Source organism: Campylobacter sp. GTC17093 (assembly GCF_055397635.1).
This window is the reverse complement of sequence record NZ_AP038832.1, coordinates 1,282,700-1,297,387: the sequence shown is the minus strand read 5'-3', so window position 1 is coordinate 1,297,387 and position 14,688 is coordinate 1,282,700. Positions and strand designations below refer to the sequence as shown.

Genomic DNA, 14,688 nt, shown 5'->3' with positions numbered 1-14,688 from the left:
TTTATTCCCTTGATAATGCATCGATTGGATTGAGATTTGCCGCATTTTTTGCAGGCATAAATCCAAAAATAACACCTATAAGCATAGATGATATGAGTGCAATGATTATAGATGCCAAAGAGTAGCTCATTGCAAATGTTGATACAAAATACATAAAAATAAAACCTATTGCAAATGATAACACTAAGCCTAAAATTCCACCTATTACACATATCAAAATGGCTTCCACTAAAAACTGAGTGAGTATATCCCTACTTCTTGCTCCAATTGCCATTTTAAGCCCTATTTCTTTTGTTCTCTCAGTAACTGAAACAAGCATAATATTCATAACTCCAATTCCACCGACAATAAGCGAAATAAGTGCTATTGCAGATATAAGAATTCTCATAGTTCCAGTAGTGCTTTCTACTGTTTGACGTATACTATCTGAGTTTCTTACAAAAAAATCTTCTTTGCCATGTTTTGTTGAAATTAACTCAGTTATCGCAAGCTGGGCAAGTTGCATATTTACATCATCTTTTACCCTTATGGTAATTGAGTTTATATTTCTATCTCCTGTAATTTTATTAATAACAGTTGTATAAGGAGCATAAATACGCAAAGTTTCATTGCTGCCAAAATTGTCATTTGGTTTAAGTATTCCAATAATCTTTAATGGTTGCTTATTAAAAAGTAAAATCTTTCCAATAGGATCGGTATTTGAAAAAAAACTATCTTTAGTATTGCTGTCAATTACAACAACCGAGGCATTTTCCTTAACATCTTTTGCATCTAAAAATCTTCCATCTTCTAATTTTAAACCATTTACATTTATACTCTGCTCATTTCCACCTCTAAGCATACCTGTAAAAGATAGATTGTGAAATGTAATGGTTCCGTTTGTAGATGTATTTGGTGTAACACTCATAACATAACTTTGTTTATCAAGAAGCCTAGCATCACTTATACTCAATGATCTTACATTGTTTGCACGCATATCGCCAAAACTTTTACCAGGATAAATAGTTATAGTGTTAGTTCCCATTGCATTAATATCAGCCAAGATCTTTTCTTGAGAACCTTTGCCAATTGCAACAACAGATACAACAGAAGCTATACCTATAATGATACCAAGCATAGTAAGAAGAGATCTTAGTTTATGTGATAAAATAGCACCAACAGCCATTTTAAACGACTCCACTACCATATCTTTGATTGCAAAAAGTGAGTTTTTGTTTTGTATGGTTTGAGTTTTTTTAGGCACATAGCTTTCATTTTTATTTTCATCTCTTATAATTTCACCATCTTTTATCTCTATGACCCTTTTTGCGTGTGATGCAACCCCTAAATCATGTGTTACCAATATAATTGTATGGCCATTTTTATGCAAATCTTCAAGAATTTTTAACACAAGCTCACCGCTTTTTGAATCGAGTGCACCAGTTGGCTCATCAGCTAATATAATCTCTCCACCGTTCATAAGAGATCTTGCTATGCTTATGCGTTGCTGTTGACCACCACTAAGTTCGCTTGGATAGTAATTTAACCTATGATCAAGATCTAGGCTTTCTAAAAGCTCTTTTGCTCTTTTGGTTCTTTTTTCATAACTTAGACCAGCATATATAGCTGGAAGTGCAACATTTTGCGTAGAATTCATGTCTGATATAAGATTGTATTTTTGAAAAATAAAACCAAATTTCTTTCTTCTTAAAAGCGCTAATTTATCTTTATTTAAATTTGATATAAGTTTGCTATCTATATAATACTCACCACTACTGGGACTATCAAGACAGCCAAGGATATTCATAAGTGTTGATTTTCCAGATCCAGATTGGCCAATTATAGCTATAAATTCTCCGCTATTTATATCTAAGTTTATATCTTTTAATACTTTTGTAGCATTTTTGGTCGTTCCAAAATTTTTACATATATTAACAAGTTTTAATAAACTCAATCTTTACCTTATTTTCATTTTTTTGTTTTTATTTAAATTTTCTAGTTCCTTGGTGTCCAGTTTATTTGTTATAACCTCATCACCCTCTTTTAATCCAGAAAGTATTTCGGTGTGTATACCATCACTTATACCTATTTGAACGCTAACTTTTTTTACATTATTTTGCTCATCTTTTAATAAAACAAAAGATGAGTTATCATCGTGTTTTATAGCTATACTTGGAACCATAAGGATATTTTTGGCACTATTTATAATGATAGAATTTTCTATAGTCATACCTATTTTAAAATAGTTATTTTCATTTGGTATATAATACTTAGCATAGTAATACACGGCAGTATTTGTGTTTGTAGAACCTGTAGATGCTTTTGTAGTAACTGAGTTTTCATCACTATATGTTTTATCTGCCGGATCAATACTAGCTATGGTTGCATTATAGTCTAGTTTGGCATTAGCAAGAGTGCCAAATTTTACATTTTGTCCTACTTTTACTTTACTTACATCTCCTTCTGGTATCTCTATCCTAGCTTCCATTATGCTAAGATCAGCAACTTTTGCTATGGTTGGAGTTGTCTGAGCAGCATTTACAGTTTGCCCTTCTTTTACAGGTATAGATACAACAATACCATCAAGAGATGATACAATTTTAGTGTATCCTAAGTCGGTCTGAGCTGTATAAAGAGATATATTGGTTTTTTTAATCTGTTCTTGAGCCTCAGTTACTTTAGCGCTAGCTAAGCTTAGCTCATCCTTTGCTTTTTCTAAATTTTCTTTAGAGGTAGCATTAGACTTATACAAACTCAGTTCCCTTTGGTATCTATTTTCAGAAACTTGCTTTGCAATATTTGCAGAATTTAGCTGAGCCTTATATATACTAAGAGAAGCTCTTAAATCATCTAATTTATTTTTTTGTTTGACATCATCAATCTCGGCAATCATATCACCTTTTTTTACGTTATCGCCAATATCAACATATAACTTTTTTATTTGACCTGAAACTTGCGCACCAAGTTCAACGCTATTTTTTGCATAAAGCTTTCCAGTTGCTTCAACACTTTGAGTTATGTTTCCGTTTTTAGCTTTTACTATTATAAACTCTACTTTTTCTTCTTTTTTGATAAACTTGTCATATACAATATAACAAATACCTATAATTATGAGCAGAAAAATAATAACTTTAATAGTTTTTTTCATATAAGACACTTAAATTTAGAGGATTTTATATTTAAGATTATATATTAATAATGTGAATAAAATGTTAAATTATTTGTTTTTATGCAATTTTGGATAATCAAAAAAAACGACCTTTCCACTATGTTCTTTTATGTCTTTAAATGTTTCACTTTCAAACTCTATGCAAAATATAGAGCTAGTTGGCATATGATTAATAACGGAGTTGCTTAAGTATTCACAAATTTCAGTTATTGCAGGATTGTGCGCAATTATAAAAATAGTATTAAATTTAGCCTTAATGCCATGAAAAACTTTTAAAAAATCTTTTAAATTTGCCTCATAAAGATCTTTTTGCACTGAAATTTTATCTTTAAAATTTAATGTATCTGATATAATTTGCGCAGTTTCTATAGCTCTTGTTGCGTTACTTGAAATGATAATATCTGGCATTATACCCTTTTCCTTTAGAAAAGTCGCCATAAAATTTATATCTTTTTCGCCTCTTTGATTTATCTTTCTGTCTATGTCTTTCTGGGTATCATGAGAGGATTTTGCATGTCTTATAAAATAAACTGTTTTCATCTTTCCTCCATCAAATTTATTATCTGTTCCAACTCAAACTTACTAAAACCAGCCTTTAATCTAGCTTCAACATTTAGCTCTCTTTTTTGCTTAAATGCGTTTGGATATAAAGACCTTATGATATCTATATAAACACTATGTTCAAGTCCGTTTTGCTTACAAGCAAACTTAAACCACTTATCGCCTTTTGCAACATGTGAAACTTCTTCATCTAGTATTACTTGCAAAATATCAGCAAGCTTTTCATCATCATAGCTTAAAACTTTGCTACCCATATGCAAATTCGCATCAAGACCATTTGCTTCCATATACCTAGGAAGAAGAGCCATTCTGTTTATAAAAGAATTTTCAGTTTTTTGCATTGCAATAAAAAGTCCGTCGTGAACTATAAAGTCTCCATATTTATAACCCAAATTATCCAAATATTTACTAATCATCTCAAAATGTCTTATTTCATCCTCTGCAACTTCGAGCCAGTTTTGATAGTATTCATATGGCAAATTTGTAAATCTATAAGCAGCATCTAAAGCTATATCTATGGCACTATACTCAATATGAGCGATAGAATGCACAAAAGATGGGAATTTTTTATCTTTTGGATATTTAATCTTCATATCGCGCATTGATTTAACATCACAAAACGATGCATAACTAGGAGTTATAAGTGGTTTTGATTTAAAATCACTTTCTAGATACAAATTATTAGCTTTAAACTCATCATAAAAAGCTCTAAATTTATAAATCTTTTTTTGTGGTTCATTTTCAAAAAGCACATTTTCAAGTTCTCTAAAAAAAGCACTCATTATCTTCTCTTGCTAAAAATTTTTCCAAATGCATATCCTATACCAAAGCCCAATAAATGTGCATACCAGGCTACATTTATCCCCATTAAAAGTGGTGCAAAGCTCATTAAAAGTAAAGCTATCAATAAACCTTTACGATTATACGAATCAATATAAGCCATAAATCCAAGCAAAACACATATCGCACCACTTGCACCTATTGTATTTATATCCACTCCTTTGTATTTTCCTATATACCAAATATAACCAAGACTTAAAATATTTGTTATAACTCCGCCAAGTAAATAAATAAGTGTAAATTTAAAACCGCCTAAAAACCGCTCAAGCATAGATCCAAACTGATATAAAACAACCATGTTCATAGCTAAATGCATAAAAGAACCGTGTAAAAACATAGATGTGATTAATTGCCAATAAAAATCATAATATAAGCAAAGAGAATTAAGTCCAAAAAATATTCCAAATTTCGAAGAATCAAATACAAAATAGTGCAGAAAATAAACAACACAATTAACAGCTATGATAAATGAAGAAAAATATAGTTTTTTACTCATAGCGTATTTTACAAAAACTCTCCCCAATCTACCTTTCCAAATCCTATAAATCTATTTGAAGCAAGACAAGAAGAACTAGAACATCTTGTTATATAACTATTTACAACCTTATCATCTTTCATATATATATCTTTTTGTCTTAAGTTCATAAAACTAGCAATTGCTTTACCACTTGAAAAGTGTATAAATTTAATAGTTCCATCTTTATTCACACTTCTTACTATACCAACATGAGTTACATTTTTAGGATTTGGGGCTTTTATCTTTTTTTTTGTAAAAGTGCTTGAAAAAAATACTAAATCCCCAACTTTTGGATCTTTTAGAGATATTTTTTGGTTATCCTTATACATATTATACATGGCTTGCGATTTTCTTTGGTTAGAATAATAAGAGTTTAGCTCTTTTTCATTAAAATATAAATTATCATATCTTCCATTTATCAAAGAAACTAGTCCAGAACAATCTCCGCCAACCCTTGTATTTAAATAGCTATCTAACATTTTAGTTAATTCATATGGGTATTTATTCATATCTAATGGTTGAATATTTTTATCGGTTTGCGAAAAAATTTGTGTTTTATAATTATTAGAAGCAATATCAATAGATTGTTTATTTTGATTGTAATTGTAAATGTTATAAGGTTCATTAAAATCATATTGTACCACTTCCTGTTTTTGAGAACATCCAGAAAAAACAAGTAAACAAAATACAGAAGTTATGAAAATATTTTTTATACTCATAAATAACCTTAAATATAAATTTTACAGTTTTTTATTATAACACAAATAATTATTAAATTTTAATAAAATTTAATAATGTTAAGAAAATTTAGCTACAATGACAAAAATTTTAAAACAAGGTTTAAAATGTATTTATTATCTATAAAAGGTGGAGCTAAGCTAAGCGGAGAAGTAAAGATAGGTGGAGCAAAAAATGCGGCCTTACCTTCAATAGCTTGCTCTATATTATCAAAAAAACCAGTAAATATAAAAAATATTCCAGATGTTGCAGACATAAAAACAATATGTAAATTACTTGAAAATTTGGGTTCAACTTGTAAGTTTACAAAAAACCACAGCGTCAAAATAGACACAAGCAAGATAAACTCCACAAAAGCAACTTATGACATAGTTAGAAAAATGAGGGCTTCTATTTTGGTACTTGGACCACTTCTTGCAAGGTTTCATCGCTGTGAAGTATCGCTTCCTGGTGGTTGCGCGATAGGTCAAAGACCTATAGATTTGCACCTTAGTGCATTAGAAAAAATGGGGGCAAAAATAGATATAAAAGAAGGTTATGTTGTAGCAAATGCGCCAAAAGATGGGCTAAAGGGTGCAAATATAATTTTTGATAAAATAACAGTTACTGGAAGTGAAAATATCATTATGGCAGCGGCTCTTGCGAACGGTACTACAAAGATTATAAATGCCGCAAAAGAACCAGAAGTTATGGCCCTTTGCGAAACACTAGCGCAAAATGGAGTTGATATAACAGGTATTGGCACAAGCGAACTTACCATAAGAGGAAGTGGTGGAAAACTTCTTGATATAAAAGAAATAAATGTGATACCAGATAGAATAGAAGCAGGAACTTATCTTTGCGCTGGAGCTATAACAAACTCGCAAATTACAGTTAAAAATGTAAATCCAAACCACCTTATAGCTGTACTTGATAAATTTGAAAGCATGGGATTTGGCATAAAAACAGATGATGATTCAGTAACAATAATACCCGCTAAAAAAATAAAACCAATAGAAATAGTAACTAGCGAATACCCAGGATTTCCAACCGATATGCAAGCTCAGTTTATGGCACTTTGCTTAGTAGCAAATGGAACTAGCGTTATAGATGAAAGACTTTTTGAAAACAGATTTATGCACGTTAGTGAACTTTCAAGAATGGGTGCAGATATCAAACTAAATACTCACATTGCAACAATAAACGGTGGCGAAAAACTAAACGCAACAGATGTTATGGCAACTGATCTAAGAGCAAGTTCAGCGCTAGTCTTAGCAGGACTTGTAGCAGATGGAACCACAAAGGTTCATAGAATTTATCATCTTGATAGGGGATATGAAAAACTTGAAATCAAACTATCAAAACTTGGCGCAAATATCAAAAGGCTAGAAGAATAAATGAACTATATTGATGCTTTAAATTTGCTTTTTTCAAAAGGAAAAGTTGTTGAAAAAACCGAATACATACACATAAACGCTTCTCTAAATAGAGTTTTAGCAAATGATGTCTATGCTTGCAAAGACTTGCCATGTTTTGATAACAGCGCACTTGATGGATATGCTTTTAATTATGGAGACAAAGATGATGCACTTAGCATCTCAAAAACTATAATATTTGCCGGAGATACAAAAACATATAGCGCAAACAAAAATGAAGCAATTCGCATAATGACTGGTGCAATAATGCCAAAAAATACAGATACCATAGTACGCCTTGAAGATGCTATTATAAAAGATAATAAGCTTTTTATAGATAAAAAAACAAAAAAACATAATGCCCTTAGATATAAAGGCGAAGAGATAAAAAGTGGAGAAATTTTACTAAAAAAAGGTACAAAAATCACTCCATCTCAAATAATGTTTTTATCAAGCCAGGGAATAAGTGAAATTTTAGTAAACTCAAAGCCAAGTATCGGAGTATTTTCAAGCGGTGATGAACTTGTTGAAATTTGGCAAAATGCGAGTGATGAGCAAATTTACAATGTAAATGCAACCGCTATCAAGTCATTGCTTGCATATTATGGTTTTAAAAGTTCATATAAAGGGATTATCAAAGATACTTTAGAAGATACAAAAAAAGCGTTTTTATCAAATTTAAGCTACGATATTTTAGTGTGTTCTGGAGGGGCTAGCAAAGGTGATAAAGACTTTATGAAAGAAGCACTTAAAAGCTTAGGTTATGAGGAAATTTTCGATAGAATAAACTTAAAACCAGGTGCTCCTATTAAAGTTTTTATAAAAGAAGATAAATTTGTTTTTATTCTTCCAGGAAATCCTATGGCTGCGTTTTTTACATGCTTTTTAACACTCATTCCAACACTTAAAAAAATGAGTGGAGATATAAGTTTTAATCATCAAATTTATAAAACAATCATATCTAAAGAAGTAAAACTTAAAAAAGGTAGAACAAATATAATTCTTGGTTTTTACGATGGAAAAACTTTTACTCCGTACTTAGAAAATTATGGTTCAGGTATGATAAAACCTCTCATACAAAATAATGCAATTTATTTGTCAAATGAAAACGATGAGATAATATCAAATTATAATGAAATAGAGGTTATAAAATACTCTTTATGATTAAAAAAATCATTTTATTTTTATTTATTCCTATGTTTGGTTTTGCTAATATAAAAATATTACCAAAATACTGCATAAATTCAAATTTTGTAATGCTTTATGACATAACAGATAATCCAAAAGATACAGACAATATTATTGATTTAAACTCAACTAACATAAATAGCGAGATAATACGCCTAGAACTTGCAAAAAGAGGAATAGCATATAGAGATTTTAGCGGAGGAAATATTGAGTTTAAAACAGATTGTTCATTTTTGGATTTTGCAAAAAGTGCATTTTTAAAAGAAATTTATGATAATTATGGGAATTTAAAAATAACTAGCTTTAATATAGCACCTCAAACAAAATTACCAGATGATGTTTTATTATATAATATTAGTGAAGTAAAAATTACAGATATTAGAAAGAAAAATGGTTCTTTTAGACTTGTTTTAATAGATAAAGATAATCTAAACACCCAAAAAACTCTTTTTTTTAAATATGAGCTTGATGCAAAAATAGGTGTTTTTGTGGCGACTAATAATATAAATACAAGACATGTTTTAAATATAAGTGATTATACATACGAATATGTTGATTTAAGGGACTATAGGTTAAATGCACTAAGCGATATACCTACAACAAAAATGATCTCAAAACAAAAAATTAAAAAAGGTAGTGTTTTAACATTAAGACAATTTGGTATAATGGCAGATGTTAAAAAAAACTCTACCATAAATGCTATTTTTGTAGATAACTCACTTAGTTTAAATGTAGAAGTAAGGGCATTAGATAGTGGTGTTATAGGTGATGTTATAAGGGTAAGAATGAGCGATGGAAAGCAATTTAGTGCAAAAATTATTTCAAAAAATACAGTGATAATACAATGAAAATTCTAGTTTGTATAAGTGGTGCAAGTGGAGTAAATTTAGGCATAAAACTTCTTTTAAGTATGCCAAAAACATTAGAAACTTTTGCCATACTTAGCAAAAGTGCTAAAAATGTTTTAAGATTGGAAAATGGTGTTGTTTTTCATGAAAAAAGTTTTAAAAATATAACTTTTTTGGATAATGAGAATTTAGCTGCTCCTGTCTCAAGCGGTTCTTTTGGTATAAAAAAAACAATAATCGCGCCGTGTTCTATAAACACACTTGGAAAAATATCATCTGGAATAAGTGACACGCTTATTACAAGAGCTGCAGCTGTTGCTATAAAGGAACAAAAACAACTTATTTTAGGTATAAGAGAAATGCCACTTTCTCATATAATACTAAATCAACTGTCAATGCTATCTTCAATCGGGGTTAGTATTGCACCCCCAATTTATGCAAATTATGCCAATATAAAGACACTTGATGATTTAGAAAATTTCTTTGTTGGCAAATGGCTTGATATCATGGATTTAGAACATAATTTGTATAAAAAATGGGAATAATTTAGTATTTATAAATTTTTAGGTAAAATTATAAATCATTTTAGAAGTGGAAAAAATATTGAAATCATGTATCTACCCTGGGACATTTGATCCCATAACCAATGGGCATTTGGATGTAATAAAAAGAGCAACAAAGCTATTTGATCAAATTATAGTAGCGGTTGCACTTTCTGATAGCAAAAGACCGTATTTTAGCTTGCAAAAAAGAATTGAAATGACTAAGATAGCGATTAAAGATATGCCAAATATACAAGTTGTTGGTTTTGATAATTTACTGGTTGATTTTGCAAAGCAAAATGGCATAAATACAGTAATAAGAGGACTTAGAGCGGTTAGCGATTTTGAATATGAGCTACAAATGGGGTACGCAAATACAGCCTTATGGAATGATTTTGAAACGGTTTATTTAATGCCATCATTAAAATATGCATTTATAAGCAGTTCAGTAGTTAGATCTATATTTTTACACGGAGGAGATGTTTCAAGTGTGGTACCAGGGGAAATTTTACATATGTTGGATAAAAAATGTTAGTAACTTTTGAAGGAATTGATGGAGTTGGCAAAAGTACACAAATATCGCTTTTGGCTAATGTTTATAAAGATGCCATTATCACAAAAGAGCCAGGTGGAACAAATCTTGGTAAAAAAATAAGACAAATATTATTAAATAGCGAAGATATATCATTTAGAAGTGAAATTTTTCTATTTTTAGCAGATAGAGCCGAACATTATGATAGAATTATCGCTCCAAACAGAGATAGTCTTATTTTAAGTGATAGAGGTTTTATATCTGGTATAAGCTATGCTATGGCAAACAACCCTACTCTTTATATAGAAGAACTTGTAAAATTTAATGAGTTTGCACTATGTGGGGATTTTGGAGAAAAATTTATTTTCTTAAAAGCAAATTTTGATATCTTAGAAGAGAGATTAAAAGAAAGAAATTTAGATAGCATAGAAAAAAGAGGAATAGAATATCTAAAAAGAGTTGAAGATTATATGGAAATTTTATTTAAAAACAGCAACTTTGATGTTTTAAGTATTGATTCAACTCTTGATATGCAAACTATCCATAAACAAATTTTGGAGTTTATAAATGGTTAAAGCACTTAGAGGAATGAATGATATATTAAATGAGAAAGCTGAAATTTACAAACATATCATACAAGTTTGCGAGAGCGTGGCTTCAAATTTCGGATACAATTTCATAGAAACACCTAAATTAGAATCAACTTCACTTTTTAGAAGAAGTGTTGGTGAAAGTAGCGATATAGTCGGTAAAGAAATGTACGAGTTTATCGACAAAGGCGGTAACGATGTCTGTTTAAGACCAGAAGGAACTGCTGGAATTGTTAGAGCTTTTATAGAACACAAATTTGACAAAACAAGTGGCGTAAAAAGATACTTCTATCATGGAAGTATGTTTAGATATGAAAGACCGCAAAAAGGGCGTCTAAGAGAATTTCATCAATTTGGTATAGAGTGTTTTGGACAAGATAGCATTTATGAAGATGCAAGCGTAATCATTATAGGAACTAAAATACTTCAAAAATTAGGCATAAAAACAACTCTTAAAATAAACTCTTTGGGCGATAAAAACTGTATGCCAGAGTATAAAACTAAGCTTGTTAATTTTTTAAATAATGCTAAAGAAGATCTTTGTGAAGATTGTCAAAGACGCATACAAACAAATCCTATAAGAGTTTTAGACTGTAAAGTTGAACATTGCAAAGAAATTTTAAAAGAAGCTCCACTCATCATAGATAATCTTAGCAAAGAATGCAAAGATGGGTTTGAAAAGCTTCAAGAAATTTTAACAAAAAATGGTATCAAATTTGAGATAGATCCAAAACTTGTGCGTGGGCTTGATTACTATACAAAAACTGCTTTTGAGTTTGTAAGTGATGAGATAGGATCACAAAGTGCGGTTTTGGGCGGTGGAAGATATGATAATTTAGTTGAGTTTTTAGGTGGAAAATCTACTTTTGGAGTAGGATTTGCACTAGGCATAGAAAGAATAATGGAAATTTTATCTTTAAAAGAATTTAAAACTCAAAAACAAAAAATATATTTATGCACACTAGATGATAAATTTATAGACCAAATTTACTCACTTTCGTTAGATTTAAGAAATGAGCATGAAATAGAAGTTTCTTACGAAACAAAAAATGCTATAAAACATCTAAAATTTGCTAATTCTATGAATGCTACCATATTTTTATGTATAGGAGAAGATGAGGCTAGAAATGGCGAAATTTGGTATAAAAATTTAAAAAATGGCAAAGATAAAAAGATAAAAATTTCAGATATAAATTCTACATTAAGGGAAGATGCTCATGAATGATTATGGTCTTAGTATTTGGGGAAATTCTAACTTTACAATAGATGGCGGCGGAAGAGTATGTTTAAATACTGATTTCAAGCCAGCACTAATTGACATTATAAATGACATTAGAAGAGATGGCATCAGGGGTCCGGTTTTACTAAGGTTCCCGCATCTTATAAAAAAACAGATAGTTGAAATTTATGCAAATTTTGAAAGAGCTAGAAAAGAATTTGAGTATAATGGCAACTTTCATGCAGTTTATCCACTTAAAGTAAATCAATATCCAGGCTTTGTAAAAAACCTAGTAAAGATTGGAGATGCCTATAAATACGGCTTAGAAGCTGGTAGTAAGGCTGAGCTTTTGCTTGCTATGGCTTATAATAACTTTGAAGCACCAATTACAGTAAATGGCTTTAAAGACAAAGAGCTTATAAACATAGGTTTTATCGCAGCTGAAATGGGTCATAATATCACTTTAACCATAGAGGGTTTAAATGAACTAAAAGGCATAATTGAAACAGCAAAAGAAAGGTTTAAACCAAAGCCAAATATAGGGCTTCGCATAAGACTTCATAGCTCAGGAAGTGGAGTTTGGGCAAAAAGCGGTGGCATAAACTCTAAATTTGGACTAACCTCAACTGAACTAATAGAAGCAATGAATCTGCTAAAAGAAGCGAATTTACTTGATAAATTTACAATGATTCATTTTCATATAGGCTCACAAATAAACGAAATTCACCCGCTTAAAAAAGCACTAACAGAGGCTGGAAATATCTATGCAGAACTTAGAAAAATGGGAGCAAAAAACCTAAAAGCTATAAATTTAGGTGGTGGTCTAGCCGTAGAATACTCACAAATGAAAGAAAATGCCCTTAGAAACTATACACTAAGAGAGTACGCAAATGACGTCGTGTTTTTGCTAAAAACCATAGCAAATCAAAAGAAAGTTGACGAACCAGATATCTTCATAGAATCAGGCAGATATGTCTCAGCAAATCACGCAGTCTTAGTTGCTCCGGTTCTAGAACTTTTCTCGCAAGAATATTCAGAAGATAAGCTTTGCCTAAAAAAGACAAATCCCTCACTCATAACAGAACTTTATGACCTTTATGTAAGTATAAAACCATCAAATGCACTTGAATATCTTCATGACTCAATTGCCCATGTAGAAAGTGTATTAACGCTATTTGACCTAGGTTATGCCGATTTACAAGATAGATCAAATGCAGAAATTCTAGTTCATCTTATCATGAAAAAATCCATAGAAATGCTTGGGAACAAGCAAAACTTTGCAGACTTAGCAAAAATTCAAGATGAAGTCCAAGAAAGATATTTGGTAAATTTCTCTTTATTTCAATCATTGCCTGATTTTTGGGGATTAAAACAACATTTTCCTATAATGCCACTTGAAAGACTTGATGAACGCCCTACTCGCTCAGCTTCTATTTGGGATATAACTTGTGATAGCGACGGAGAAATACCTTTTGATGTAACAAAAAATCAACTTTTTTTGCATGATATAGATGTAAAAGAGGAAAATTACTATTTGGGATTTTTCTTAGTTGGCGCTTACCAAGAAGTTTTGGGAATGAGCCACAATCTTTTTACCCATCCAACTGAAGCAACCGTAATGCTTAAAGAAAATGGCGGATACGAGATAACAAATTTACTAGAATCACAATCAGTAATTGATATATTAGAAGATATGGACTATGATGTTTATGAGATAAGAGATACATTAAATGAGAGAATAGAAAAATCAGAACTTGTAGATGAAAAGCAAAAAAAACATATTTTAGGTGAATTATATCTGTTTTTAAACGATAATGGCTACCTAAAAACAATAGAGTAAAACATGGAATTTTGGAACATTATAAAAGAGGATTTTTTAGAGCCTAAAAGACAAGATCCAGCTTTTAACAGCATAATAGAGATATTTTTTAACTATCCTGGTGTTTGGGCAGTTATAAATCACCGCTTTGCGCATTTTTTTTATATAAAAGGTTTTAGAAGAATAGCTAGAATTATGGCTGGAATTTCTAGGTTTTTTACAGGGGTTGATCTTCATCCAGCTGCAAAGTTAGGAAGAAGAGTATTTTTAGACCACGCAACAGGTATTGTTATAGGCGAAACTGCTGAGATTGGAGATAGAGTTTTATTGTATCAAGGTGTAACTTTAGGTGGCGTTAGCCTAGATAAAGGAAAGCGTCACCCTACTTTAAAAGAAGGCGTGGTAGTTGGTGGTGGTGCAAAAATCCTAGGTAATATAACCATTGGAAAAAACTCTAAAATAGGAGCAAATTCTGTTGTGGTTAAAAATGTTCCCGCAAATTGTACGGCAGTTGGAATTCCTGCGAGAGTACTTGGGAGCTGTGACAAAACTCCACTTTCTCATAATAAAATTCCAGATATAAACAAGGAACTTTTTGCTTACTTGATACAAAGATTGCAAATTTTAGAAAAAGCTACACTAAAAGATGATGACATGATTCAAAAAGATGATGATCTTGAAAAATTGTATGACAAATATTTAAAATCATTAAATAAATAGCATTTTGTTACAATATTTCTTATATTTTAATG

General features: G+C 30.6%; 15 protein-coding genes. 9 read left to right on the top strand and 6 right to left on the bottom strand.

Annotated features, from left to right (window positions below):
* Window position 1: 1 nt before the first annotated feature.
* The 6 genes from ACZ5VL_RS06795 to ACZ5VL_RS06770 form a co-directional block, all read right to left on the bottom strand.
* Window positions 2–1,933: a MacB family efflux pump subunit gene (locus ACZ5VL_RS06795; RefSeq protein ID WP_464198232.1), complete on the bottom strand. Its 1,932-nt coding sequence runs from the start codon at window positions 1,931–1,933 to the stop codon at window positions 2–4.
* 3 nt (window positions 1,934–1,936) lie between these two features.
* Window positions 1,937–3,127, bottom strand: coding sequence for an efflux RND transporter periplasmic adaptor subunit (locus ACZ5VL_RS06790; protein ID WP_464198231.1), 1,191 nt, complete (start codon window positions 3,125–3,127; stop codon window positions 1,937–1,939).
* 69 nt (window positions 3,128–3,196) lie between these two features.
* Window positions 3,197–3,688 carry a SixA phosphatase family protein gene (locus tag ACZ5VL_RS06785; RefSeq protein ID WP_464198230.1) on the bottom strand — a complete coding sequence of 164 codons (492 nt, stop codon included), beginning with the start codon at window positions 3,686–3,688 and terminating at the stop codon, window positions 3,197–3,199.
* The gene (locus ACZ5VL_RS06780) at window positions 3,685–4,491 is read right to left on the bottom strand and encodes a ferritin-like domain-containing protein (RefSeq protein WP_464198229.1); all 807 of its coding nucleotides are present in this window, start codon (window positions 4,489–4,491) and stop codon (window positions 3,685–3,687) included. Before ACZ5VL_RS06780 ends, ACZ5VL_RS06785 begins: the two co-directional genes overlap by 4 nt.
* The gene (locus ACZ5VL_RS06775) at window positions 4,491–5,045 is read right to left on the bottom strand and encodes a rhomboid family intramembrane serine protease (RefSeq protein WP_464198228.1); all 555 of its coding nucleotides are present in this window, start codon (window positions 5,043–5,045) and stop codon (window positions 4,491–4,493) included. The genes ACZ5VL_RS06780 and ACZ5VL_RS06775 overlap by 1 nt, the downstream gene beginning before the upstream one ends.
* Window positions 5,046–5,053: 8 nt before the next feature.
* Window positions 5,054–5,785: a CHAP domain-containing protein gene (locus ACZ5VL_RS06770; protein ID WP_464198227.1), complete on the bottom strand. Its 732-nt coding sequence runs from the start codon at window positions 5,783–5,785 to the stop codon at window positions 5,054–5,056.
* A gap of 126 nt (window positions 5,786–5,911) precedes the next feature.
* On the opposite strand from ACZ5VL_RS06770, the gene murA reads away from it, so the two are divergent.
* Genes murA through cysE form a run of 9 tightly spaced genes read left to right on the top strand, consistent with a single transcriptional unit; the run spans window position 5,912 to window position 14,656 of the window.
* The gene (gene murA, locus ACZ5VL_RS06765; protein ID WP_464198226.1) at window positions 5,912–7,180 is read left to right on the top strand and encodes a UDP-N-acetylglucosamine 1-carboxyvinyltransferase; all 1,269 of its coding nucleotides are present in this window, start codon (window positions 5,912–5,914) and stop codon (window positions 7,178–7,180) included.
* Window positions 7,181–8,362, top strand: a complete 1,182-nt coding sequence (locus ACZ5VL_RS06760) for a molybdopterin molybdotransferase MoeA (protein WP_464198225.1) — start codon at window positions 7,181–7,183, stop codon at window positions 8,360–8,362.
* Window positions 8,359–9,234 carry a flagellar basal body P-ring formation chaperone FlgA gene (flgA, locus tag ACZ5VL_RS06755; RefSeq protein WP_464198224.1) on the top strand — a complete coding sequence of 292 codons (876 nt, stop codon included), beginning with the start codon at window positions 8,359–8,361 and terminating at the stop codon, window positions 9,232–9,234. Before ACZ5VL_RS06760 ends, flgA begins: the two co-directional genes overlap by 4 nt.
* Window positions 9,231–9,779, top strand: coding sequence for a UbiX family flavin prenyltransferase (locus tag ACZ5VL_RS06750; RefSeq protein ID WP_464198223.1), 549 nt, complete (start codon window positions 9,231–9,233; stop codon window positions 9,777–9,779). Before flgA ends, ACZ5VL_RS06750 begins: the two co-directional genes overlap by 4 nt.
* Before the next feature lie 55 nt (window positions 9,780–9,834).
* Window positions 9,835–10,311: a pantetheine-phosphate adenylyltransferase gene (gene coaD / locus ACZ5VL_RS06745; protein WP_464200294.1), complete on the top strand. Its 477-nt coding sequence runs from the start codon at window positions 9,835–9,837 to the stop codon at window positions 10,309–10,311.
* Window positions 10,305–10,883, top strand: coding sequence for a dTMP kinase (gene tmk / locus ACZ5VL_RS06740; RefSeq protein ID WP_464198222.1), 579 nt, complete (start codon window positions 10,305–10,307; stop codon window positions 10,881–10,883). The genes coaD and tmk overlap by 7 nt, the downstream gene beginning before the upstream one ends.
* On the top strand, window positions 10,876–12,123 hold the full coding sequence (gene hisS / locus ACZ5VL_RS06735; protein WP_464198221.1) for a histidine--tRNA ligase: 1,248 nt from the start codon (window positions 10,876–10,878) through the stop codon (window positions 12,121–12,123). The genes tmk and hisS overlap by 8 nt, the downstream gene beginning before the upstream one ends.
* Complete coding sequence (gene speA / locus ACZ5VL_RS06730) at window positions 12,116–13,957, top strand: biosynthetic arginine decarboxylase (protein WP_464198220.1); 1,842 nt, start codon at window positions 12,116–12,118, stop codon at window positions 13,955–13,957. Before hisS ends, speA begins: the two co-directional genes overlap by 8 nt.
* A 3-nt stretch (window positions 13,958–13,960) precedes the next feature.
* Window positions 13,961–14,656, top strand: coding sequence for a serine O-acetyltransferase (gene cysE / locus ACZ5VL_RS06725; protein ID WP_464198219.1), 696 nt, complete (start codon window positions 13,961–13,963; stop codon window positions 14,654–14,656).
* The last annotated feature ends 32 nt before the right edge of the window (window positions 14,657–14,688 follow it).

Coding starts and splice junctions, on each gene's coding strand:
- ACZ5VL_RS06790 (WP_464198231.1), bottom strand. CDS start 3,127: ATGAAAAAAACTATTAAAGTTATTATTTTTCTGCTCATAATTATAGGT.
- ACZ5VL_RS06785 (WP_464198230.1), bottom strand. CDS start 3,688: ATGAAAACAGTTTATTTTATAAGACATGCAAAATCCTCTCATGATACC.
- ACZ5VL_RS06780 (WP_464198229.1), bottom strand. CDS start 4,491: ATGAGTGCTTTTTTTAGAGAACTTGAAAATGTGCTTTTTGAAAATGAA.
- ACZ5VL_RS06775 (WP_464198228.1), bottom strand. CDS start 5,045: ATGAGTAAAAAACTATATTTTTCTTCATTTATCATAGCTGTTAATTGT.
- ACZ5VL_RS06770 (WP_464198227.1), bottom strand. CDS start 5,785: ATGAGTATAAAAAATATTTTCATAACTTCTGTATTTTGTTTACTTGTT.
- murA (WP_464198226.1), top strand. CDS start 5,912: ATGTATTTATTATCTATAAAAGGTGGAGCTAAGCTAAGCGGAGAAGTA.
- ACZ5VL_RS06760 (WP_464198225.1), top strand. CDS start 7,181: ATGAACTATATTGATGCTTTAAATTTGCTTTTTTCAAAAGGAAAAGTT.
- flgA (WP_464198224.1), top strand. CDS start 8,359: ATGATTAAAAAAATCATTTTATTTTTATTTATTCCTATGTTTGGTTTT.
- ACZ5VL_RS06750 (WP_464198223.1), top strand. CDS start 9,231: ATGAAAATTCTAGTTTGTATAAGTGGTGCAAGTGGAGTAAATTTAGGC.
- tmk (WP_464198222.1), top strand. CDS start 10,305: ATGTTAGTAACTTTTGAAGGAATTGATGGAGTTGGCAAAAGTACACAA.
- hisS (WP_464198221.1), top strand. CDS start 10,876: ATGGTTAAAGCACTTAGAGGAATGAATGATATATTAAATGAGAAAGCT.
- speA (WP_464198220.1), top strand. CDS start 12,116: ATGAATGATTATGGTCTTAGTATTTGGGGAAATTCTAACTTTACAATA.
- cysE (WP_464198219.1), top strand. CDS start 13,961: ATGGAATTTTGGAACATTATAAAAGAGGATTTTTTAGAGCCTAAAAGA.